The organism is Bacillus sp. FSL W8-0629, assembly GCF_038593225.1.
GTDB lineage: Bacteria > Bacillota > Bacilli > Bacillales > Bacillaceae > Bacillus > Bacillus altitudinis.
The window spans coordinates 3591867-3615884 of the sequence record NZ_CP151975.1; the positions used below are offsets into that span (position 1 = coordinate 3591867).

The 24018-nt window shown below is 40.4% G+C and carries 23 protein-coding genes and 1 riboswitch; of the genes, 10 read left to right on the top strand and 13 right to left on the bottom strand.

Going from position 1 to position 24018, the window contains the following annotated elements; genetic code table 11:
• Nucleotides 1–2: 2 nt before the first annotated feature.
• Nucleotides 3–1199: a glycine zipper domain-containing protein gene (locus NSQ17_RS18630; protein ID WP_058337105.1), complete on the bottom strand. Its 1197-nt coding sequence runs from the start codon at nt 1197–1199 to the stop codon at nt 3–5.
• Between the two features lie 4 nt (nt 1200–1203).
• Nucleotides 1204–1527 carry a WXG100 family type VII secretion target gene (locus NSQ17_RS18635; protein ID WP_017358661.1) on the bottom strand — a complete coding sequence of 108 codons (324 nt, stop codon included), beginning with the start codon at nt 1525–1527 and terminating at the stop codon, nt 1204–1206.
• 226 nt (nt 1528–1753) lie between these two features.
• On the opposite strand from NSQ17_RS18635, the gene pepT reads away from it, so the two are divergent.
• Both pepT and NSQ17_RS18645 read left to right on the top strand, forming a co-directional pair.
• Nucleotides 1754–2986 carry a peptidase T gene (pepT, locus tag NSQ17_RS18640; RefSeq protein WP_008345662.1) on the top strand — a complete coding sequence of 411 codons (1233 nt, stop codon included), beginning with the start codon at nt 1754–1756 and terminating at the stop codon, nt 2984–2986.
• Between the two features lie 288 nt (nt 2987–3274).
• Nucleotides 3275–3454: a hypothetical protein gene (locus NSQ17_RS18645; protein ID WP_008345664.1), complete on the top strand. Its 180-nt coding sequence runs from the start codon at nt 3275–3277 to the stop codon at nt 3452–3454.
• 79 nt (nt 3455–3533) lie between these two features.
• On the opposite strand, the gene NSQ17_RS18650 is transcribed toward NSQ17_RS18645, so the two are convergent.
• The gene (locus NSQ17_RS18650; RefSeq protein ID WP_024719231.1) at nt 3534–4211 is read right to left on the bottom strand and encodes a DUF3298 and DUF4163 domain-containing protein; all 678 of its coding nucleotides are present in this window, start codon (nt 4209–4211) and stop codon (nt 3534–3536) included.
• 161 nt (nt 4212–4372) lie between these two features.
• Between NSQ17_RS18650 and NSQ17_RS18655 the strand changes: the two genes are divergently transcribed.
• The 5 genes from NSQ17_RS18655 (at nt 4373) to NSQ17_RS18675 (ending at nt 10525) form a co-directional block, all read left to right on the top strand.
• Nucleotides 4373–5230, top strand: coding sequence for a MurR/RpiR family transcriptional regulator (locus tag NSQ17_RS18655; RefSeq protein WP_326112052.1), 858 nt, complete (start codon nt 4373–4375; stop codon nt 5228–5230).
• 200 nt (nt 5231–5430) lie between these two features.
• Nucleotides 5431–6324, top strand: coding sequence for a 2-hydroxy-3-oxopropionate reductase (gene garR, locus NSQ17_RS18660; RefSeq protein ID WP_342467680.1), 894 nt, complete (start codon nt 5431–5433; stop codon nt 6322–6324).
• A gap of 6 nt (nt 6325–6330) precedes the next feature.
• Entirely contained in the window at nt 6331–7752 is a 1422-nt protein-coding gene (locus NSQ17_RS18665) for a four-carbon acid sugar kinase family protein (RefSeq protein ID WP_342467681.1), read from the top strand.
• Between the two features lie 50 nt (nt 7753–7802).
• A complete protein-coding gene (locus tag NSQ17_RS18670) occupies nt 7803–9122 on the top strand; it encodes a gluconate:H+ symporter (RefSeq protein WP_342467682.1) in 1320 nt (439 codons plus the stop codon).
• A gap of 81 nt (nt 9123–9203) precedes the next feature.
• Nucleotides 9204–9316: riboswitch (SAM riboswitch) on the top strand.
• A gap of 87 nt (nt 9317–9403) precedes the next feature.
• Complete coding sequence (locus NSQ17_RS18675; RefSeq protein ID WP_025208229.1) at nt 9404–10525, top strand: 5-methyltetrahydropteroyltriglutamate--homocysteine S-methyltransferase; 1122 nt, start codon at nt 9404–9406, stop codon at nt 10523–10525.
• A gap of 151 nt (nt 10526–10676) precedes the next feature.
• Here NSQ17_RS18675 and NSQ17_RS18680 read toward each other — a convergent pair whose 3' ends face one another.
• Nucleotides 10677–11294: a cupin domain-containing protein gene (locus tag NSQ17_RS18680; RefSeq protein ID WP_235701784.1), complete on the bottom strand. Its 618-nt coding sequence runs from the start codon at nt 11292–11294 to the stop codon at nt 10677–10679.
• 668 nt (nt 11295–11962) lie between these two features.
• Here NSQ17_RS18680 and NSQ17_RS18685 point away from each other — a divergent pair.
• The 3 genes from NSQ17_RS18685 to NSQ17_RS18695 are packed head-to-tail and all read left to right on the top strand — an operon-like array spanning nt 11963 to nt 13495.
• Nucleotides 11963–12139, top strand: a complete 177-nt coding sequence (locus NSQ17_RS18685) for a PqqD family protein (protein ID WP_342467683.1) — start codon at nt 11963–11965, stop codon at nt 12137–12139.
• Nucleotides 12136–13125 carry a GNAT family N-acetyltransferase gene (locus NSQ17_RS18690; RefSeq protein ID WP_342467684.1) on the top strand — a complete coding sequence of 330 codons (990 nt, stop codon included), beginning with the start codon at nt 12136–12138 and terminating at the stop codon, nt 13123–13125. Before NSQ17_RS18685 ends, NSQ17_RS18690 begins: the two co-directional genes overlap by 4 nt.
• The gene (locus NSQ17_RS18695; protein WP_342467685.1) at nt 13103–13495 is read left to right on the top strand and encodes a hypothetical protein; all 393 of its coding nucleotides are present in this window, start codon (nt 13103–13105) and stop codon (nt 13493–13495) included. Before NSQ17_RS18690 ends, NSQ17_RS18695 begins: the two co-directional genes overlap by 23 nt.
• A 212-nt stretch (nt 13496–13707) precedes the next feature.
• Here the strand turns inward: NSQ17_RS18695 and NSQ17_RS18700 are convergent, their stop codons facing one another.
• The 9 genes from NSQ17_RS18700 to tenA all read right to left on the bottom strand — a co-directional run bounded on the left by NSQ17_RS18700 (nt 13708) and on the right by tenA (nt 23946).
• The gene (locus NSQ17_RS18700) at nt 13708–15126 is read right to left on the bottom strand and encodes a glycoside hydrolase family 1 protein (protein ID WP_035702586.1); all 1419 of its coding nucleotides are present in this window, start codon (nt 15124–15126) and stop codon (nt 13708–13710) included.
• A complete protein-coding gene (locus tag NSQ17_RS18705) occupies nt 15098–17005 on the bottom strand; it encodes a beta-glucoside-specific PTS transporter subunit IIABC (RefSeq protein WP_039165021.1) in 1908 nt (635 codons plus the stop codon). Before NSQ17_RS18705 ends, NSQ17_RS18700 begins: the two co-directional genes overlap by 29 nt.
• A 325-nt stretch (nt 17006–17330) precedes the next feature.
• Entirely contained in the window at nt 17331–18164 is an 834-nt protein-coding gene (locus tag NSQ17_RS18710; protein ID WP_017368351.1) for a PRD domain-containing protein, read from the bottom strand.
• 224 nt (nt 18165–18388) lie between these two features.
• The gene (locus NSQ17_RS18715; RefSeq protein ID WP_326241717.1) at nt 18389–19204 is read right to left on the bottom strand and encodes a YwqG family protein; all 816 of its coding nucleotides are present in this window, start codon (nt 19202–19204) and stop codon (nt 18389–18391) included.
• A gap of 173 nt (nt 19205–19377) precedes the next feature.
• The gene (locus NSQ17_RS18720; RefSeq protein ID WP_047947031.1) at nt 19378–20217 is read right to left on the bottom strand and encodes a methyl-accepting chemotaxis protein; all 840 of its coding nucleotides are present in this window, start codon (nt 20215–20217) and stop codon (nt 19378–19380) included.
• Nucleotides 20218–20366: 149 nt separating this feature from the next.
• On the bottom strand, nt 20367–21101 hold the full coding sequence (locus NSQ17_RS18725; RefSeq protein WP_024719222.1) for an energy-coupling factor transporter transmembrane component T: 735 nt from the start codon (nt 21099–21101) through the stop codon (nt 20367–20369).
• Nucleotides 21091–22689: an energy-coupling factor transporter ATPase gene (locus tag NSQ17_RS18730; protein ID WP_342467686.1), complete on the bottom strand. Its 1599-nt coding sequence runs from the start codon at nt 22687–22689 to the stop codon at nt 21091–21093. The genes NSQ17_RS18725 and NSQ17_RS18730 overlap by 11 nt, the downstream gene beginning before the upstream one ends.
• Nucleotides 22664–23263 carry an ECF transporter S component gene (locus NSQ17_RS18735; protein ID WP_019743666.1) on the bottom strand — a complete coding sequence of 200 codons (600 nt, stop codon included), beginning with the start codon at nt 23261–23263 and terminating at the stop codon, nt 22664–22666. The genes NSQ17_RS18730 and NSQ17_RS18735 overlap by 26 nt, the downstream gene beginning before the upstream one ends.
• Nucleotides 23260–23946, bottom strand: a complete 687-nt coding sequence (gene tenA, locus NSQ17_RS18740) for a thiaminase II (protein WP_007498001.1) — start codon at nt 23944–23946, stop codon at nt 23260–23262. The genes NSQ17_RS18735 and tenA overlap by 4 nt, the downstream gene beginning before the upstream one ends.
• Nucleotides 23947–24018 lie beyond the last annotated feature (72 nt).

Here is a 24018-nt window from a genome sequence, read left to right on the forward strand (position 1 = left end):
CCTTATCCAAAAGAAAATGCGCCCTTCAAGAAATCACCTGCACCTTTCAACAGCGAATCTGCGGTTTCTTTTGTTTTTTCTATTCCTTTATGTATCACCTGATTTGCTTGATCAATGGTGTCATTGACTGCTTTAACACCTTGACCTGCCAGTTCAAATGCTTTTTTGCCCTGATCGACGACCGCATGAATTGGGTCTTTTAATTTCACTGCGACCTGTTCTGCAAAACCAGAAGTAAGCTTGGCGACTTTTTCACCAATAAAGCCACCTACTGCTGATCCTATCGCTCCGCCAACGACTGTTCCAATCGGTCCTGCAAAGCTTCCAAGAGCGCCGCCCACAACGGCACCTGCAACAGATCCGCCTGCAATAAAGACCGTATTATTCACTGCATTACCAACAGCCTTTGCATTTTCACGCTTGAGAACTTCTGGCTGATCCCCAAATTCCGCATAGTTCTCCGCAATTTTCAGACCGCAGCCAACCGTTTCTGTTGCACCCGTGACGACCGTTGCAATGATGGCATTTCCTTTCGCAAACCTTGCACCATTTTTCAGAACAGACTTGATGCCAGCCGTGTCCTTCCAATTGATACTTCCTTTTGTGAAATCACGTACACTGTTCGTGAACGCAACTGTATCGCTAGGATAAAATTTCGTAAATTTCTTATGGACCAGGTCAGCCATCGACCAATTGGATCGTTTTAATAATTCTTTTTTACTCAGCCAAATCCTTGCCAACCGGTCAAATCTCGTTCCTTCTACCCGTCCGGTCACATCAAGAAGGAGCTTTGAATGCTGCGCAGCATAGCGGCCATTTTCTTTAATAAAGGTCGTCATGCCAAGCCCATAGTATTTTGCCTGCATCATCACAATACCAGCTAGGCTCGTGAGTGTACCATATTGATCATACAGACTGTACATTTTCCTTAAAATATCATCAGCTTCGACCATTTTATCCGTTGCATGACGAATGGCAATGTCGTCACTGCTCAATTTGCTCATTAAGGCTTGTCCAGAACCCCATGCATCTCCTACTCCAGAAAAACAGCTTCGATAACGGGGATCACAGCCTAGGATGAGGCCATCCAGTTCACTATGTAAATCGTGGTGCTTTGTTTCGATGGCCGAAAGCTCTCCTACAAAATCATTCGCCAGCCCTGTCAGCTGATCTGGATCTACTACAATGTCACGCGCCATCACATCATCTCCCTTCTCGGTTTCTTTCTCTCCGTTCTTCTCGCCTTTTTCGCTCAAGCTCTTCCATTCTGGCGATTTCAGCTTTACGTTCCTCGATTTTGACAGCAGCATCCCGCAGTTCCTGACTTGTTTCAAGCAAGTCCTTTTCAAATTGATCATAGCGTGCCACTGTTTCCTCAAAGCTTTGATCAAATTTATCTCTTGCTTCCCCTTGCCAGCCTGATCCAACTGCCTTCAGCCGATTCTCAAGTAGCTGCTTCGACTGCCGAATGCCATCAGCAGCTTCCTGGAACTTTTGAGCGAGTGCAAGTGTTTGACTAGAATCCAACTTTCGCACCCCTTTCTCCCAAATTAACGTACAAATGGATGATTTTATATGTCCTCATTATAAATAAAAAGACACCCAAAAAAATCACCCTAAAGAACCATTCAGCACATCGCAAAATAAAAGTAGGTCTTTTTCCTCTCTAATTGTCAGAGAAAGCCTTTCTTGTTATGAAGCGCATTCAAGACATGATAAAATGAACATATTCTACAAAAGGAGTGACGTATTGATGAAAGAGGAAATGATCCAGCGATTCACAAGTTATGTAAAAGTGGATACACAGTCTGATGCAGACATAGAGAGCTGCCCATCCACTGAAGGACAGCTGAACCTAGCAAGGCAGCTTGTTGAAGAGATGAAATCCATCGGCATTCAAGAAGTGACAATGGATGAAAACGGTTATGTCATGGGCACGATCCCATCTAACACAGACAAAGAAGTGCCAACCATTGGCTTCCTAGCTCATATCGACACAGCCACTGACTTCACTGGCAAGAACGTGAAACCGCAGATTCATGAGAACTATCAAGGCGGGGACATCACGTTAAACGAAGATCTACATATCGTATTATCTCCAGCACAGTTTCCAAATTTACAAAAATACCAAGGACATACGCTCATCACGACTGATGGCACGACCCTGCTTGGTGCAGATAACAAAGCAGGTATCGCAGAAATTATGACCGCCATGCATTACCTGATTGAGCATCCAGAAATCAAGCATGGAAAAATTCGTGTCGCCTTCACACCAGATGAAGAGATCGGCAGAGGACCTCACAAATTCGATGTTGATGCCTTTGGCGCTTCTTATGCTTATACGATTGACGGCGGCCCGCTAGGAGAGCTTCAATATGAAAGCTTCAACGCCGCAGGTGCAAAAGTATCAATTAAAGGAAACAACGTCCATCCAGGGACAGCAAAAGACAAAATGGTCAGTGCTGCAAAGATCGGCATGCTCTTTCACAACAAACTTCCTTCAGATGAATCTCCAGAATACACAGAAGGATACGAAGGCTTTTTCCACCTCACAAGGTTTGTAGGAGAAGTAGAAGAAGCAGAGCTGCAATATATTATTCGTGATTTTGATAAAGAGAAATTCAACAAGCGCAAAGCACTGTTTGAAAAAATCGCAAACGACTTAAAAGCGGTCTACGGTGAAAACAGCATCACCCTTAGCATTCAGGATCAATATTACAATATGAGAGAAAAAATTGAACCAGTCAAACATATCGTAGACATCGCTCATGAAGCCATGGAAAACCGCTCAGTGACACCTGTCATTGAACCAATCCGCGGCGGTACAGATGGCTCACAGCTTTCATATAAAGGACTTCCAACGCCAAACATCTTTACTGGCGGGGAAAACTTCCACGGTAAATATGAATTCATCTCTGTAGAGAACATGCTGAAAGCGTCAGAAGTGATCGTGGAAATTGCACGTTTATTTGAAGAAAAAGCATAAACATGTTTACAACCGTTCCTGTTCGGGAACGGTTTTTTAATAAAAGTTTACAATTTTCTGAAACTTTTATGACACTTAATCGTACTAATAGAGACAACCCCAGAAAAATTCTTCTTGACGAGTGCAATAACTGGAAATATAATAGTTAAAAACAACCAGTATTTTAGACCTAAAAAAGCAGCAAGAATAAACCTTTAGAACTAAACGCTATTTGCTAACTATTTTCAGTTATAAACATCACTCACCCTGTCTACACTTAAAGAATAGGATGAATTGGAGGAATGTCATATGATGATTTTATTGATTATCGCTTCACTTTGCTGCTACTTACTATTCTCTTTCAAAAAAGATAACCGCACCCAAAAACGAAAAAGCGCAGAGCTTTCGGAGTTTGAAATCTTTCGTATGCGCCGCCACTACAACGGCAAACGCCGTCACCCACTAAACGATGCACCCAAACAAGTATAAATGTAAAAAGAAGAGCCTCGTCACCAGGGGCTCTTTTTATGTATAAAAAAACGACCAAATTCATGGCCGTTTCTCTTCTTTATTTATACACCTTCGCAGGTACTTGAATCATAGGAATTCCTACATAGTACGGTGAAATTTCATATGGCTGGAAGACAACAGCGATTCCCTTTTTCGTGAAGTAGTACTGCGTGTCGTAGCCGATTTGAATATCGCTTTTTTTCAGATTCGCATAGAATTTACTTTTATGCTTCTTTGTGTAGTTATAGATATAATCTCTTACTTTTGTACGCTTTTTCTTTGTTTTTACCACATCTGTAAAGTACAGTTGCTTTGTTTTTTTCTTTGTTAACACATAGTTCATGCTCGTAACCATCGTATCCCCGTGCATGCTACCGTCATTCATGTAATCATAGTTTAGGATACTTAGTTTCTTCCCATTATTAAATTTCGTTTTAAACGATCTCTCGTATGTGATCTTCCCAATGCCTTCTTTTTTCGCTTCGTCCTTTAAGAACAAGTACGTAGAATAAGAGAATGCAATATCATCTTTTAAATCACGATTGATGGTTTTCATATGCGCCTTACTAAGGTTTTTCACCTGTGCATATTTAAACGTTTTTTTCTTTTTATAATAGTGTGTACTTACTTTTGCTTTTTTCACTTGTTTGGCATCCGCAGATCCAACTGGCGCAAACAATGAAACAATCAGCGAAAAAATGAGCAGGCTGATCGTTAGGCCTTTTTTCATTGTCATAGTAAAAACCCCCATTTTTGTCTATTACCAATTGAGTATACCATGACAAAAGAACCAAAAGAAGTGTTTTCTTCCATATTATTCTTTATTTTTCATGTGAGGTTTGTTTACCGTTTTCATAAGTTCCTGTATGCTTAAGATAGAATGTTAGATGAAGTGTGGTGTTTATCATAGAAGAGAATATTTTTAGTCATATCCGGACAACATTTCATAGTTTGTCCCCTACCCAGAAAAAGATTGCCAATTACATTTTACAAAACCCTCAGAAAGTTGTGCTTCATTCGATTAGTGCACTCGCTGCTGAATGCAACACAAGTGAAACGACGATCTTTCGTTTTCTGCGAAAAATTGGCTATGAGTCCTATCAAGTGTTTCGTGTCCATGTCGCGCAGGATATTGCGACCAATACACCTCAATCCATATACGGTGAGATCGAAGCATCTGATAGTGTCGCAGATATTAAACATAAGGTCATAGAGTTAACAACCAACTCTATTCAGGATATGAAACATATTTTAGAAGACCAAGCTGTGACACAATTTATTGAGCAAATGAAACAGGCTCATAAAACCGTCTTCTTTGGAGCAGGTGCCTCCAGTTTTATTGCCGGGGATGCCTATCATAAGTTTCTCCAGCTTGGATTTGAAGTGAGTCTATGCAGTGATCCTCATATGATGAATATGATTGCAACACATGCAACGGAACATGATTTTATCGTCGCGATCTCACATTCAGGGGAAAGTAGAGAAATCCTTGATGCCGTGCAATTTGCAAAGGAAAAAGGTGCAACGGTCGCCTCGATTACGAGCTATCCGAAATCAGAGCTCGCCAAGAAATCCGACTTTCATCTGCTCAGTTCATCGAGAGAAACAACCTATCGTTCTGACTCAATGATTTCTCGTATTAATCAGCTTGTGATTATTGATGTTTTGTACGTCACAGCTGTTTTAGAATTAGGAGCAAATGCAATCGACAACGTCAAACGTTCTCGATTAGCTGTAGCTAAAAATAAAACATAATCGACCATAGACCGGAGCTGTTTCCGGTCTTTTTTTTGTGACTTTTCTCATATTTTCCGTTGACACATTCCTATTTCGTCATGTACATTAAATGAACAATAGTTTATTTCCTACTATTAATTTAAATCGATAGTATATATACTAACAAAAAGAAAAGAAAGCGCTTTTTGTAAGGGGTTTCTAAATAGGAGGCGGACAAAATGGCAAAACAAATTGGATTCATTGGATTAGGCATTATGGGGAAACCTATGGCACTCAATCTATTAAAAGCCGGTCATACTGTGACTGTTTTCGATATTCATACAGAATCTGTTCTAGCATTAAAAGAAGTGGGCGCAAATGCAGCTGCATCAGCTGCTGAGGCAGCATCTGAAAGCGATATCATAATCACGATGCTTCCAAAAGGTGAGCATGTAGAAGCAGTCGTAGCAGGTGAACAAGGCATATTGGCTACAGCAAAACCTGGCACGATTATTATAGATATGAGCTCTATTTCACCTGTTACTTCTAGAGCATTAGCGGCACTGGCAAAACAGCATCAGGTCGAATTTATCGATGCTCCTGTCAGTGGCGGAGAGCCAAAGGCGATAGACGGGACACTTGCGATTATGGCGGGCGGAGAAGAAGAGATCTTTGAACAAGTAAAGGATGTCCTCTATGCCATGGGCACAGATGTCGTATTAGTTGGATCAAATGGAAGCGGGACAACTGCTAAGCTTGCGAATCAAATCATCGTCAACTTAAATATCGCTGCCATGTCCGAGGCACTCGTCCTTGCCGCTAAGTCTGGCATTGCGATTGATAAAATGTATGAAGCCATCCGAGGTGGACTGGCAGGAAGTGCTGTACTCGATGCGAAGGTTCCTCTCATTTTAGAACGAAACTTTGAGCCTGGCGGACGTATTGACATCAACTTAAAGGATTTAACCAATGTCATGGAAACTGCCCACGATATCGGCGTTCCTCTCCCGCTTTCTAGTCAGCTGCTGGAAATCTTCCACGCCCTCAAAGCGGACGGAAAGTCTGGACTTGATCACGGTGGGATCGTTCAATATTACGAAAAAATGGCTCATGTTGAAGTGAAGAAAGGATGAGGTTCTATGAAACAAAGCATTGAGTTACTAAATGCCATTCCGAAAGCGGATTCAGACCGCATTCAATCAGCATACGAACAAGCACTAAACCATTTTCACCATAAAGTGATTGTATTAGACGATGACCCAACAGGCATTCAAACCGTACACGGCGTCTCTGTTTTCACCGATTGGTCAGAGAAAAGCATTGAAGCTGGTTTTCTTGAAGACAGCCGTATGTTCTTTATCTTAACCAACTCTCGCAGTATGACAGAGAAAGAAACGGCGGTTCTTCATGAAACGATCGCATCAACGATTGTGAAAACGGCTGAACGGCTTGATCAAGATTTCATCATTGTCAGCCGGGGGGACTCCACCCTGCGTGGACACTTCCCGCTAGAGACTGACATTCTCAGAACGACCATTGAACAGCAAAGCTCCTGCCAATTTGACGGCGAAATCCTTCTTCCCTTTTTTAAAGAAGGCGGCCGCTTTACGATTGGCAATATTCACTACGTACAGGAAGGTCACGAATTAATTCCTGCTGGTGACACAGAATTTGCATTGGATCGTACATTCGGATTTCAATCTTCTCACCTCGGAGAATGGATCGAAGAGAAATCAAACGGATCGTTCACTAAGGAAAACACTACTTATATTTCTTTAGAAGATATCCGGTCTTTACGTATTGAACAAATCAAGGATCAGCTGATGACCGTGAAGGATTTTCAAAAAGTGGTTGTAAATGCAGTAGACTATGACGATGTCAAAGTCTTTGTCATTGCCCTCATAGATGCCATCAAAGCAGGTCAGCACTTTCTATTTAGAAGTGCGGCAGCTCTCACAAAAGTGCTTGGCGGTGTTGAGGATCAAGCACTATTAACTAGACAAGACTTAATACAGGAAGAAAGCACGCACGGTGGCCTCATCATGGTCGGTTCCCATGTCAAAAAAACAACCGAACAATTGCGAGCACTGCAGCAAAATAAAGACATTGCATTTATTGAATTTGATACACACCTCGTGTTAGAACCTGAAGCATTTCAAGAGGAAATTGACCTCGTGATTCAACAAACTGAACGGCTTTTAACAACCGGGCAATCGGTTGCTGTTTATACAAGGAGAGAACGGCTTGATCTTGGGGACGATCGTCAAGAGGAAGAATTGAAACTGTCTGTTCAGATTAGTGATGCTGTGACGAGCATTGTTCAGCGCCTCTCCATTCGCCCTAAGTACCTCATTGCCAAAGGTGGAATCACCTCAAGCGATATTGGAACAAGAGGACTCAGCGTCAAACGTGCGACCGTCGCAGGTCAAATCAGACCAGGTATTCCCGTTTGGCAAACAGGAGAAGAAAGCAAATTCCCATTTATGTCTTATGTGATTTTCCCGGGAAATGTTGGCTCAAAGGATACGTTAAAAGAAGCAGTAGACATACTTGAAGGATAAAGCAGAGGGGGCGTTCACGCTCCCTTATGCAGCACAAAGGAGGAAAGATCATGTCGTTAGTTTTTATCGGACTTGGCGTTTTGTTATTACTTTTACTCATGGTTGTCTTTAAGTTAAACGCTTTCATTTCGTTGATTATTGTCTCTTTAATCGTTGCCGTTTTAGAAGGCATGTCACCACTTGAAGCGATTTCTTCAGTCGAAAAAGGGCTTGGAAGTACACTCGGCCATCTGGCGTTGGTTCTTGGCTTTGGAGCGATGCTTGGTAAATTGATGGCTGATTCTGGCGGTGCTCAGCGTATTGCCATGACACTCATCGACCGCTTTGGTATCGGGAAAATCCAATGGGCGACGATGCTGACTGGATTTGTTATCGGAATTGCTCTTTTTTATGAAACCGGATTCATTATTCTTATTCCATTAGTCTTTACCATTGCTCAAGCCGCAAGACTTCCTGTGTTGTATGTGGGAATGCCGCTCGTCGCTGCACTCATTACAACACATGGCTTCCTCCCTCCTCACCCAGGGCCGACAGCCATTGCCAATGTATTTCAAGCCAACATGGGACAAACCTTATTGGTTGGAATTATTTTAGCCATTCCTGCTGTTTTAGTAGGCGGACTTTTGTTTACGAAACTATTTAAGAAAGATCAACTGCATGCACACATTCCAAAGGACTTGTTTAATCCAAAGGAATTTACAGAAGAGGAAATGCCAAGCTTCGGCATTAGTATTTTCACCGCTATTTTACCTGTATTGCTCATGACATTCAGAGCATGTTTAGAAATTTTCTTCCCGTCCTCCCCGCTGCTACCGGCGGCTGAGTTTTTAGGTGAGCCGGCGATTGCCCTATTAATCTCTGTGCTGCTTGCCATCTACACATTTGGTCTTGGCAGAGGAAAGAGCATGCAGGACGTCATGAAGTCGATTACGGATTCAATTGGTTCCATTGCGATGATTCTATTGATCATTGCAGGAGGCGGCGCCTTTAAACAGGTGCTCATTGACAGCGGTGTTGATCAATACATTGCAGGGATTATGCAAGGAAGCACACTGTCTCCTCTGCTCCTCACTTGGCTGATTGCAGCTGTCCTTCGTGTCTCTTTAGGGTCAGCGACTGTCGCGGGTCTCACAGCAGCTGGCATTTCTGCACCGCTGATTGGCTTGACGGGAGTCAGCCCAGAATTAATGGTGATTGCAACAGGCGCCGGCAGTATTACATTCTCTCACGTGAATGATGCGGGTTTCTGGATTTACAAAGAATACTTTAATCTGTCGATGGCCCAAACTTTTAAAACTTGGACATTAATGGTGACTGTTCTTTCACTTGTTGGATTAGCTGGTGTTCTCGTCGCTGATTTGTTTATGTAGGAAAATAAATAGGAAAAACCATTGACTTTTTCTCGAAAAGATTGAATAATTGTGTTTATTAAGAAAATTGAATCAAAGGTAACCTTATTAAGAGTGGTGGAGGGACTGGCCCTGTGAAACCCGGCAACCGCTGTTCCTAGGAACAGAATGGTGCTAATTCCTTAAACAAGCTGATGCTTGTTTGAAGATAAGGCAGAGATCTCACAGTATATGATGCTCTTCCTTATCCAAGGAAGAGCTTTTTTATTTGATTTATAACTTGAAGAAAGAAGGGATTCAACATGACACAAGTACAAACCATTGGTAAGAAAACAACAAAGCCGCCATTTCGCGCAGATCAAGTAGGGAGTTTACTTCGTTCTGAACGCATCAAAGAAGCCCGCAAGCAAAAAGCAGACGGTACACTGACAGCAGAACAGCTCAGACAAATTGAAAATGAAGAAATCACTCGTATTGTAGAGAAGCAAAAAGAAATTGGATTAGAGGTTGTCACAGATGGAGAATTCAGACGTGCATGGTGGCATTTTGACTTTCTTGAGGGACTCGATGGAGTCGAAGGATTTGAAGCGGATCAAGGTATTCAATTCCACAATACGACAACAAAAGCCAGAGGCATCAAAGTAACAGGTAAGATTGATTTTACTGATCATCCAATGCTGGAGGATTATCGCTTCCTTCACAGCATCGCGGGTGACCATACGGCTAAAATGACGATTCCAAGTCCGAATATGCTCTTTTTCCGTGGAAAGCTTGAAGAAGGTGTGTACGACAGCTTAGATGATTTTCACCATGACGTGGCACAAGCTTATAAAAAAGCCATCCGTGCTTTTTATGATGCAGGCTGCCGTTACTTACAGCTAGATGATACAGCTTGGGCTGTGTTCTTTTCTGAAAAAGGACATGAACAAATCAAAGCTTTTGGCCGCGAGGAAGATGAACTGCGTGAATCGTTTGCGAAAACAATCAATGAAGCGGTTGCCGATCGACCAGATGATTTAGTGATCACTATGCACATTTGCCGTGGTAACTTTAAATCAACTTGGGCAGCCGAAGGTGGTTATGAGGCAGCGGCAGAAACGATTTTTGCGGGTCTCGATTTGGATGGTCTCTTCTTAGAATTCGACGATGACCGTTCTGGCGGATTCGAACCCCTTCGTTATGTGAAAAATCCAAACCTTCAAATCGTACTAGGTCTTGTCACTTCAAAGTATGGGGAACTTGAACCCGTTGATCAGATCAAAAGAAGAATCGAGGAAGCGGCACAATATGTGGACATCAACCAAATCTGTTTGAGCCCACAATGTGGATTCGCCTCAACAGAGGAAGGCAATTTGTTAACAGAAGAACAGCAATGGGAAAAGCTGCGTCATGTGATTGAGATTGCGGATCAAGTGTGGAAATAGGCGGAAATCTGCAGAAAAAGCTTACCGTCATAATAAAGAACCGCTTTTTTGGCGGTTCTTTATTTTTTGTCATCTCTATCAACATTATATTAAGTTTAATCGTCATACTTCTATAGTAGAGTTAAGAAGATAATGAATATAAGTTATCTTCTTAAAAACCATCTTTTATACTCATAAGTTGTCTTACAACAAGTTGTGTAGATTGATATACATCTAAGTCATCTTTCTTTCTTGCCAGTATATCCCCTACTGAAATTCCTTTGAAATCGTTTGGCAAATTATTTATCATTGATTTTAATTTTTCTTCTACCTTTTTTCGTTCATTTTCATCCAAAAGATCAATATTAACGAGTTCTCTCCATTCGTCTTTTTGAATCAATCGATTCCTTAATTCTATTAAAATTAGATCTAGCCAAGCTGGCTGACCGAAGGTAAAGTTTAGTGCAATGGTTTCTTCAGAAGAACTAGTTGAATGCCAACAACCTCTTGGAAGAAATAAAAATGATCCCGTATCCAAAATCAATTCCCTTCCATTAGATAAATTTTCATCAGGAAAATCACCATTCCAATACGACTTTAATGGATCTGGATCTGGCAAATGAGGAGCCTCAATTAATTCATAATGTTGAAGTGGATTCACTGTATTAAAATTTTCAGCCAACTTCCATTTCTTTTTCCCTTTAAGTTGAAAAATGAAATTGCAATACGCATCAAAATGTGCTGAAAATCCAGCTGATTCTTTAGCAGCGTACAATACTGCTTTTGCCATTGTTCCCTCAGGCAAGCCTAAAAGATTATCCTATACCATTTAGAATTCAATTTAGTGGATATACAGCTCTCTAAAACCATAAACGCCTTCCTAGATTAAAATAACCGATGATTCTAGCCATCTTTTGTATTTTCTCCAACTTCTTTTTTACAAACTATCAATCTACTCATCACTATTACTTTATAAACATAAAATTTGTCAAAAAATCATTATTTAAATATTGAAAAAAATATAAACGACATGCTATTATCACTTTTGTTAGGATATAAAATAGGAATTTAATACATATATAGGAGGAATGTTACATCAAAAAAATTATAAAACTCCATGTCTTGTTGAGATTCGTAATGTAGTTGTTGCTGGAGGACATTAATAACTAGTTTTTCATACCCTAACACTTTATGAAAGGAGTGTACAATCTTTGCTGACTCATAATGAATGTTATTTATATAATGATTTTGTCAAAGAAAATCAACTATACATATATCCTTTGAAGGTAATAAAATCTTAAATCATAACCTGACACAAACGAGCCAAAGCCACAATCTTGGTACCTTGTTATAGTAAGAAAGAATGGAGGGAATCACAATGGAAAATAATACAATTTTCGTGAAAAATCCTGATAATGAACAAGAAAGTACTTAAAAGGTATCATTATCGAACCGGGCATGTCCCTAAATCAAGTCGCAGCTGATTTTTATGAACGAATTGACGGACAAAGAGAGTATATTTCAATAGTAATGGAAATTGCTGAAGAATATAATACAGATGTTCAAACTTGTATCGAAGACCTGCAAGCATTGAGTAAACAATTAATTGAAAAGGAAGTTGTATATGTAAAATGAATAAACTGAATGATGATATTCTAGAAAACATCTATAAAAACATTTCAACTAAGAGAAGCAAAACAATCGTTAATTACATTGCAATGCTAATGGCACTAGCAAGAGATCATGAACTAAACGAGGATGATTTAATTAATTGGATTCACAGTAAATTAAGTGCAATAGGATATTTTCAAGAAAAAAATCGTTTATTTACTCCAAACAAATTAGATGAATTTGTCGTAGAGTTTATTGAAGGAAGAGCACTATTATATGATGATATCAACATAACTGAAACAAAACAAAACGAATATGTCATCAGTAGCAAATTGTGGTACAAAAAGAATCCACCTGAAAGTTTTTTTCATTTTGGTATTGACCCTGAAGATTTTTCGAACTACGCACAAAAACTTGCTCAAATAAACGCCGAAAAACTAGGTATCTCAATCAATTTTTCTAAGGATCAAGCGAATGACAACGAAATAGCTCATATCCAGCTTTCAAAAAAATGTTCTCTTTCAGAAGAATTGACAGTAACTCAGCCAAGTTCAAAAGACTTTTCTTGGTTAACATGTTTTTTCAATGAACATTGGGGTGGAACGACTATGGTGTCTAAAGGGACAACTTATAATGTTTTAAATGAAAACATTATGTTGGCTAAACGTGGAGATACTATAGTAGGAATATTAGTTTACAAAATATTCAAAGAAGAGGCGGAAATCCTGACTTTAGAGGCTCTAGAAAAGTACCATGGGGTTGGCAGTAAATTGCTTTTTGAGTTAGAACAACATTTAAAAACACAAAATATACAATCTATTAATTTAATCACTAGTAATGATAACTTAAATGCCATTAGGTTTTATCAAAGAAAGGGATATTCTTTCAAAAACATCTATGTCGGTGCAATTGATAAAGCAAGAATGCTTAAGCCGACAATTCCCTCTATAGGAAATTACGGAATAAATGTCAAAGATGAATTAGAATTTGAAAAAAGGTTGCTACGATGACTATAAAAAGCAGATTGATTGTTATTGCGATTTCACTTTTAACTTAAACCAAGACGCAGCTCTCACGATTAATATATTACACATTCCAATACTAAAAGAAAACATAGATGTTTTAATGCCTTTACAAGAGGATAACTTATTATATATCACTATTAATAATAGCATTGAATACCTTGTTGATTCACGCGATGCTTATGAATGGTTTACTTTTTTAAGTAAAATCAATGGTATCAAATCCATAAAAGATATTATATCTCAAAATAATCAAGATTTTAGATATATAAAAGAAAGACTTGAAGAATCAGTATTACTTGATATTATCGAATTAAAACCACTTTTTGAAGATCAAAGCTCTTCTTCAAAAGCATAAATAAATATATTCGAAAGATCATATGATTTATTTGAACCACGCAAAAATTTAAAGTGTGGTTTATTTTTTGTACAATTTTGTCTTTTTCATAAAACAAAAAGCATTATCATTCCAAAGTGACACCTAAAGAATGATAATGCCTCGATTCAAATTGTTTTCATCGTTTTATGACACCATGAGTTCTCAAAGAAACCAAACAATATTTTCTCTATTTATGCGTCTAAATGCTTTCCATTTGTCGCGATCACTTGTTTATACCAATCAAAGCTTTTCTTTTTCTTTCTATCTAATGTACCGTTGCCTTCATTGTCACGGTCGACATAAATGAAGCCGTAGCGTTTTTTCATTTCAGCTGTTGATGCGCTGACAAGGTCAATTGGGCCCCAGCTTGTATAGCCGATCAGATCAACGCCGTCTGCGATCGCTTCTCTTGCCTCAAGCAAATGACTTCTGAGGTAATCAATTCGGTAATCGTCTTGAATGGAGCCGTCTTCTTCTACTTGATCCACAGCACCCAATCCATTTTCTACGATAAACAATGGTTTTTGGTAGCGGTCATATAGTTGGTTTAGTGTTGTACGAAGTCCTTTTGGATCAATTTGCCAGCCCCAATCACTTGCTTCTAGATAAGGGTTTTTCACGCCTTCAAATAGGTTGCCACCAGTCACTTGTCCAAGTACCTCTGGATCTGTACTTGTCACAAAACTCATATAATAGCTGAAGCCGATATAGTCGACTGTATGGTTTCTTAGAATGTCTTCGTCACCGTCTTGGAATTCAATGTTGATGTTATTTTCCAGGAAATAACGTTTCATGTATCCAGGGTAATAGCCTCTTGCCTGTACATCTGAGAAGAACAATGTTTTACGATCTTGATCAATCGCAGCAAACATATCTTCAGGTCTTGAGCTGTACGGATATGTGGTCATCGCTGCAATCATACAACCGATTTTCGCATCTGGAATGATTTCGTGTCCTGCTTTAACAGCTAGAGCACTTGCAACAAACTGATGATGCGCTGCTTGATATTGAATGCTTTTCTCGTCTTCGCCTTCTTCAAATACAAGGCCACCCCCTGTGAAAGGAGCATGTAAGACGACGTTAATTTCATTGAAAGTCATCCAATATTTCACTTTATCTTTAAAGCGAGTGAACAATGTTTTAGCGTATGTTTCATAAAGACCCACAAGCTTACGGTTTCTCCATCCGCCGTAGTTTTTCACAAGTGCAAGTGGCATTTCATAGTGAGAGATCGTGACAACTGGCTCAATTCCATGCTTATGCAGTTCATCAAATACTTTTTCATAGAAAGCGAGGCCCGCTTCATTCGGTTCCGCATCGTCGCCATTTGGGAAAATACGTGGCCAAGAAATGGATAGTCTGAAGCACTTGAATCCCATTTCTGCAAACAGGGCAATATCTTCTTTGTAGCGATGATAGAAGTCGATCGCATCATGATATAAGTTAAGGTCCTTCATTGATTCATCGAATGGGTGCATAATACCGTGTGGTGATACATCCGCTGTTGATAAGCCTTTTCCATCTTTGTTATAAGCACCTTCAATTTGGTTGGCGGCTACTGCGCCGCCCCATAAGAAACCTTTAGGAAATGTTTTTTCTAAATTGGTCATGTTGAATGCCCTCCTCATTTTCTTCTACACTGACTGTAAGCAATGTCTCTTTTACTGTAATCGCCCCATCTGTTTTCGCATTAACTTGTGCATAATCATTTGTGTTGGTGACGATAATTGGCGTTGTTACATCATAGCCTTCTTGCTGAATGCCCTTGATATCAAATTCAACTAGCAGATCTCCTGCTTGAACGAGATCACCTGACTGCACATGACTTGTGAAATGTTTACCGCCAAGTTTTACTGTATCAATCCCCACATGGATGAGAAGCTCTGTGCCTTGATCACTCTTTAAACCAATGGCATGTTTCGTTTGGAAAATGGTTTCAACCTTACCGTTGAACGGTGCTACTACACGTCCAACTGTTGGGACAATGGCTGTTCCTTTACCCATGATTTCATTAGAGAATGTTGCATCATTTACTTGATTGAGCGGCTTTAGTTGACCTTCAAGCGGGCTTTGTACCACTTCATTTTGAAGCGCTACTGTGTCTTTCTTTTCTTCTGGTTTGTCTGCTTTTGTATCATCTTTCACTGGTACATCTTTGAACCCTAGAACAAGTGTCATGATGGTTGCTACAACAAAGCCGATCACTAATCCAATGATGGAGTAAACAAATGTCGGTCCAATGAACGTTGGGAGACCTGGAAGACCTGCTGATCCTGATATCACATATGACTTTACTTTGAAGATAGACATGAACACGCCGCCTGCTGCTGCACCAATGAGGGCTGCAAGGAACGGTTTTTTCAATCGCATGTTCACACCATACATAGCAGGTTCAGTAATACCCATTAACGCAGTGATACTTGTAGACATCGCCAATGATTTGAATGTTTTGTTTTTTGATCTTAAGAAGACACCGAATGCTGCGCCTGCTTGTGCCATATTCGCTACAAACATCATTGGAAGAATGAAGTCAAAACCGTTTAATGTAATGTTGTTGATCATGATTGGAAGTAGTGCATAGTGCATGCCCGTAATGATCAATGGTGACATAAAGCCACCGATTAAGAGTCCGGCCAAAATACCTGCATGTTTGAACAATAAATCAATTCCACCTGAAAGGCCATTTCCGATAATACCACCAAGCGGTCCAACCGCGATGAGCATAACTGGTACCACGACAAGAAGTGTAACTGTTGGAACAAGAATGATTTTTAGTGATTTCGGACTATATTTTTCCGCGAATCTTTCAACATATGAGCCGAGCCAGATAGTGAGTAGAATTGGAATCACCGATGAAGAGTACACAACGGCAACCACTGGTAGCCCTAGAAATTCTGTATTTCCTGCGCCTAGTAAAGCCGTTAACTGCGGGTGCAGTGCGGCTGCTGCAATGGCAGCGGCGATATACTGATTTGTGCCAATTTTTTTGGCTACGCTTACAGCAAGCAGAATCGGTAAGAAGTAAAAGGCTCCGTCTCCGATAGCTGTTAAAATCGCATATGTGCTGCTTTTATCTGAGATCCATTGGAACGTCAGCATTAATGCCAAGATCCCTTTGATCATACCAGCTCCAGCGATGGCTGGAAGAATCGGTGTGAAGACACCAGAGATAAAATCGAAAAGTTTAGAAATCACATTTTGTTTTGAAGCTTCTTCTGAACCGCCTGATTTCACATCGGCTGATAACCCAGAATCAGCAATCATTGCTTGATAGACGTTTGATACGTCGTTGCCAATAATGACATGGTATTGACCGCCGCTTTGATTCACGCCCATGACGCCGTCTGTTGATTGCAGCTTCTCTTTATCCGCTTTGCTTTCATCGTATAGGTTGAAGCGGAGCCTTGTCATACAGTGCGTGACTTGCTTTACATTCTTTTCACCGCCGACAAGCTCTAGAACTTCTTTTGCTGTTTGTTTGTGGTTCATTGTGTTACCCTCCAATCGTTGATTTCATCTTGATATAGAAAAAACCTAAACATCCATTAATGCCCGAAAAATAGCGATTCAGACATTAATCGATATTTAGGTTTTGCCTGCTTAACCAGTAACAATCCTTCATAGCGATTGATCGTTATTCAATTTTATAAGCCTTTAGATACAAAAAAACCTAAATCATGCCTTATCAAAGATAGGGACAATGATTTAGGTTTTGCCTGCTTGACCAGTAACAATCCTAAAAGATTGTGGGTTATTAAGTTTATAGTTATAAATTAGCATGTTAATTTTGATATGTCAACGCTTTCTTTTTGATTTATTTTCTTTTTATGACTCGATCGATGTGCAAAGTTAAGTATAACATCTCATCTTCTATGAGACTTCGGTTGTATTCTTTTTGAACATAGTCATTAATTTTCTCCGCACATTGAAAAGCGGCTGTATTTTTTTCCTTTACCACTTCATACAGAAACTCATTTTGATTTTCCATTTGTGTTTCGTTAAACAGACGCTGTCCAAAAAACTTCAAATGCGTGACAAAACGGAAATAGTTTAATGATTCTTCGTCCAAATCAATTTGGAAATGATACTTTACGATGTTCAAAATATCTTGAATCAGTTTTGTAATTTGAATGACATTCGGCATTTCCTCATTCAGTTCTGCATTGACAATATGCATCGCAATAAAGCCTGCTTCATCCTCGGGAAGATGGATGTTGAGCTTGTCCTGTATGATCCGAATCGCTTCTACACCACACATGAATTCCTCTTTGTACAGCCGTTTGATTTCCCAAAGCAAGGCATTTTTAATGTCCATTCCTTTTTGATGACGTTCAATAGCAAAGGTAATATGATCCGTTAATGTGACATAGATGCTGTCATTTAAATTTTTGTTAAGGGTCGTTCTTGCGTGATCGATAATTGCCTCACACACTTGCATATACTCGATCGGAATATCATAAAGCAGGGTTTTGAATTTTTCTGATATATCTTTATTTTGAATGGAAAATACTTTTTCGATACGTTCTTCGTCAATCGGGTCTCCGCTTTTCTTTTGAAACGCAATCCCTCTGCCCATAATGACCAGTTCATGCTGCTCGTCATCATACGCACTGACCACATTATTGTTGATTACTTTCGAAATGATCAATTGATCCCCCCCAGTACATTCCGCTTTTTCGAGCATTTCATTGTTGATTGATATGTCATTTTATTATTATTTTCAAAAAAGAGGACTTTAAGATGATTTTACATTTTTTTTTGATACGGTCAACTAGAAAGAATGACATATTACCTCTCAGAAATGACGATTTAGGGGCAAAAAGGCTAAAAATAGACAAAAAACACTCTTCAAAAAGAGTGTTTTTTACAAAATTAGGAGCAATCCCAGTTATAGACGACATTTTCGAAATGTTTTCGTTTGAGGTCTTCTGGTTTGATAAAAATGTTGGCAATGCCGCAATCTCCCCACAACATGTCCACTTCATCATCTGAGTCAATTTGCAATAATAGCACAGTATGTTCTTGGTCTACATAGGTACGCGGGTCTTCTTGTGTAAAACCTGGGTATCCGCCAACTTTATGGCCAAAACCACTTGCTGTCTCATAAAATTCATCTAGCAAATGATCTGCTTCATCACCATCAATACCAACAGCATCTTCGAATAGATCCCAGCTTTGCTTTCCTGTGACTTTTTCAAAGCGGAAATCTCCTACACTGATCGTTTCGCTTGATAATTCACCTGTAATCGCACCTTCCTTCGTAACTGGAAAATAAAAATCGTCAGGAATTTTCACGAATGAAAAATCAGTCAATAAGTCTTCTTCAGCTAAGAAAGGTTCCTCAATAAATTTGATCCGAAAATCTTTTTGCTCTGTTTTTTGGTCAATATTCATCCCATAAAGATCATCATGTACAGAAATAAACACTTGCAAAAGTCCTGTTTCTGGGTAATCTTTCAGCTTTGGCAGCTGGCCGAAATTGATTTGTGCCAGCAGCTTCATAGGATGGCCTTCTCCATCAACGGGATATTCGTCGTTTTTTGGGAAATAAGGATCACCTGCTATTTTGCTGTCATATGGTCCTGTTTTTCCTTGTTTTATCTGTAATTGAATCAGTGGTTTTTCAGTTTGATCTAACAATGGACGGTAAGGCGCAAGTACTTCTTGCAGCTTTGCTGATTGTGTCAAGATGGTCTTCCTCCTTATGAATAGGTCTAATGATCAAAACAGGTCTCTCTTTTTCTATCATACAGAAGTGTAACTTCCCTGTCAGTGAAAAACCCGTCAATATCGTGACAAAAAACTCACTTTAACACGTTAAAAAACCTCCGATACGGCTGGAGGTTTGGTGATTCGTTTATTTATTTCACTTGATAATTCACTAAGTCTGTTGCCAATGATTTCATCGTTTCGTTCGTTTCGTGCAGCCCCTCAATAATTTTTGTGAAAGTGCCAACGAGTTCTGCTTGATGTTCAGAAGAAGCCACAATTTGTGCTATTTCTTCTTCCATTCCTTTGATAGAACCTTGCACATCTTTTAGCGCTGTTTCAATATCAGTCGTTGCTTGCTTCGCGTGAGTAGACAGCTTTCTCACTTCTGTAGCAACCACCCCAAAGCCTGCTCCTGCTTCACCTACTCTTGCAGCCTCAATGGATGCATTGAGTCCAAGTAAGTTCGTTTGATCAGAGATACCTTTGATGAGATTAGACACTTGGTTGATTTTAGAGGAATTTTCGACAGTGGTTTTTGTATTTTGTAGAATTTGTTCACTTGTCGCTTGTAGTTCCTCTGAATGTGCAGCCACTTGCTGTACCATCGCGACTAGTTTTTCGGAAGCATCGTTACTTTCCGTCATAATGTGTTCTAATCGTTGTTGATTCGTTTGGTCATATGCTACACAGAAGGCAGCGACCACTTGACCATTGTCATCTTTAATCGGGACGGCGACGATGTCCATAGGAATTCCGTACACCTCTTTAGGAATCTGGATAAACGATGGCTCTCTCCCATTTTTCAACATTGAAAAGTTTTGGAACCCGGGAGCTACAACGTCCCCTGCTTTAAACCCTAAGTCAATGTTCCCGTGCTGCTGATAATAAAGAACCTTCTCTTTCCCTAATACAGAAAAGGTTAGCTGCTCTCTCATAGCTAGTCCAACGATTGGTAAAGCGTCTATTATGTTATCAATTCTCTGTGACATTCGCTCACGTTCATCCTCTCTTTTTCTCAGTACACTCTCTTTATCGGTTCTTTATATGATCTATTACAGCCTGCAATGTGTACTAATATCAACCAAATGACCTAAGACATATAAAACAGCCACATTCTATCAAGAGAATGTGGCTGTTTTTAAAAGAAGAAGATGCATATCAACACACTAATGACGATGAAAAAAAGATACATGCAGTCGATCCATGAAGTGCTGATGACATGATAATACGTTCTCTCCCTCGTCCCTGTGAAGCCTCTTGCTTCCATCGCAATGGCTAGTCGTTCAGATTTCCGTACACCTTGCGTGAAAAGTGGGAGTGCATAACGTATAAAGGCTTTCCAGCTGTTTTTTTGCTTGTAGCCTCTAATTTTATGTGCAGCCTTCATTTGCTTCAATTCACTTTGAAACAACGGGATAAACCGGAAGCCTGCCAGCATTCCATATGCCCATTTGGGTGACATTCGGCATTGATGGATTAAGCTCATCATAAAGGCCGTCAAATCAGTTGTTGATGTAAAAAGGAGACCAAATGTCACAAAGCCAAGCATTCTAAAAGAAATGGTCAGCCCATTTCTTAAACTCTCCTCTGTGATATGAAACCATGCCCATTTCCAAACCGTATGATCTCCCTTGCCAAAGGCCGCGATCATCCAAAACACGAGAATGAAAAAGAGCAGATAAGGTACAAGTCTGGTGATGAGGTATTTCAAATTCCAGCCGCCTAGGACAAGTCCAATTCCAAGTGCAAACAGCCAGATGATGAACGTCGTTTTAGGATCAGAAATCGCCATCAGACAGCACATCGCAAGGAGATGGGCGAGTAATTTCATGACTGGATTTACAGTGGATAGAAAGGAGTGATTACTTTGCAATCGTCATCACTTCCTTTCTTTCAGCCATATAGCGGTAATGTAACGGCACTCTCAGCTCACAGGAAGTGACAAGTTCCTGATGAGAAAATAAATCAAAAGGCGTACCATCATAAACATGCTCCCCTTGATGAAAAACAAGCACTTGATCAGCGCACTCATCAACAAGTTCCATATCATGTGTGACCATGATAATAGTGGTGCCTTGTCGTTGACGTTCTTTTAAACGCCGGATTAACTCCCTCGCCGTTTTCTCATCCTGCCCGAAGGTCGGCTCATCTAAAATGAGTACATCCTGATCAAAAAGAAGCATCGTGGCAACACTTAATCTTCTTTTTTGTCCTAAGCTTAAGGTGAAAGGATGCACGTCTCTATGCTTCTCTAGGCCGAACTCTACCAATAGCTGATTCGTTTTTTCTTGCACCACAGGCTCTGGCCAATTTCGCTGTCTCCCACCAAATGCGATTTCATCAAACACTGTGTCCTGTATAAATTGAAGTTCTGGATTTTGAAATACAAAGCCTGCTTTTTCATATAATGTTCGGTCAGACCACTTTTTCAGGTGTTTTCCTTTTAAGAAAATGTGACCTTTCTTTATTGGTTCTAAACGGATGACATGTTTAAGAAACGTACTTTTTCCGCTGCCATTTTCACCGATGATCGCAACCCAATCTCCTGCTTTTATATTAAGGTGCAGGTCATCTATAATGCTTTTTTTCCCGTAGCTTAATTGTAGATGATCTGTGCGAATAATGACCTCTCGATCTGTTGATGACAATTTCTCATGACGTTCTTTTCTCGCCTCAAAGGTTTGCAAGAGTGTTTGACTCAGTGGATGAAACGGATCTTGTACGATAGTGGACCATTTCTCGGGAAATATTTTCGGACGCCAAATGCCGGCTTCTTTCATTTCTCCCTCAAATGTGTTCATCACGTCTTTTGGCGTTCCATCTGCTATGATACGGCCTTGATGATCTAATAAGATCACCCGATCCATCCACTCGATGACACCGTCTAACACATGCTCCACAAAAATCATCGTCTGATTCTGTTCAGCCGAAAGCTGCTGAAGTAATTGAAATATCTCCATTCTTCCTGCTGGGTCAAGCTGTGCTGTCGGTTCATCAAAGAACAGGACATCTGGCTCTAATGCTAGTAAACAAGCAAGCGCCAACCGCTGCTTCATTCCGCCAGATAAGGTATGAATATCTGTATTTGGACCGACATCCAGCTGTACCTTTTTCATGAGATGCTGAATCATGTCATCCATTTGTTCACGAGGGACAGATCGATTCTCTAAGCTAAACGCAATTTCTTCATTGACTCGGTGCATACAAAACTGCGAATCTGGGTCTTGAAACATGACACCAGTATGCCTTTGCCGCATCACTTCTCCCTGTACTTCAGCTTCCATATGCTCTGGAATAATGCCAGCAAGCACAGAAATCAGCGTAGATTTCCCGCTTCCACTTGGTCCTAATATCAGCACCTTTTCCTCCTTTTGAATAGAAAGAGATACTTGATGAAGAACGGGATTCGGCTGTTCATAAAAACGGACAGTGAGATTACTGCACGCGAGAAATGAATCCATGCTGGTCACCCTTACTTCGTTTTTCTTTCATGATGGCATATTGATTCAGCACACCCGTTTTAGATAAAGCATCCACCACAACCTTTGCCAAGCAACCACCGAGTAACATGCCGCTAATGACTTGAGTGACAAGTGTCATGAGTAACACTTGAGGCGTGTAATAGCCGAATCCATTGGCAATGAGGCTATATGCCATTGCCCCTACTGCTGCAAAGGCACCAGACAACATGAGTGTCCACATGCGATATCGCTTATAGCCAAATAGAGCGAAGGCGATTTCTGCTCCAAGTCCTTGGCATACACCAATCAAAAGCGCAGAAAGACCGAAGTGGCTGCCTGTCAGTAATTCCACGGCAGCGGCAGCTGTTTCTGCGATGAGGGCAGCACCAGGCTTTTGGATAATGTAAGCAACGATTGGACTGGCAATGACCCAAATTCCGAACATGATGTTGCCTCCTGCTGGACCGACAAGGGCTGTAATCGGTAAATAAAGAGTCGACCACCCTAAATAGATAACTCCGCATGCCACTGATAAAATGACAGCAAGAACGACTTCTTTCATCTTCCATGTCATGAAGAATGCACCTCCATTTGGACAGGCCACTCTTCGACAGTAAAGGCCATGTCCCAGAATTTATACTCAAGCTGACAGCTTAAGATGAAGTGCTGTTTCATTTTCTCCTTTTCCTTCTCACTTGCTCCTTCCGCCCACTGATCAAGCCGTTTGCAAAGCTCCACTGTAACAGAGTCCGTTAACCCGCCATAAAACGTGATCCACTCATAGAATGGATGGGCAGGATCGGGCTCAACATCTTTAAGCATTCGTTTGCCTATTTCCCAATAGGTCCAAGGGCAAGGGAGCAAAACCGCAATGATTTCTCCTAGCGTCCCTTCCTCGGCGACTTGCAGCATGTGATGAATATAGTGATGGGCACTTGGCGCCAAAGACGCACCTTGCAGTTCATCATAAGCGACACCTGCCACTCGGCAAAGGTTTTGATGAGGATGTGTCTCACTATCAAGGACAAAAGCCATTTGTTGATGGAAAAAGGTAATGTCCTCTCTGTCTGTACATCTGCTGATGGCTGCCGCATAAATTTTAATAAAGGCATTTAAATATTCTGCATCCTGTTTGACATAATGAATGATCTGTTCCTTTTCGAGTTCTCCTGCTGCGAGTCCTCTCACAAACGGATGCTGATAAATCGCTTCAAATAATGGTTCTGCTTCTTGCCTTAATTGGGTTGAAAATGTCATAAAAAAAGCCTCCTCTTTTTCAGTTGAATAAATGAAAAAGCCACCCCGAATGGAGCGGCCTTCTTATCGATT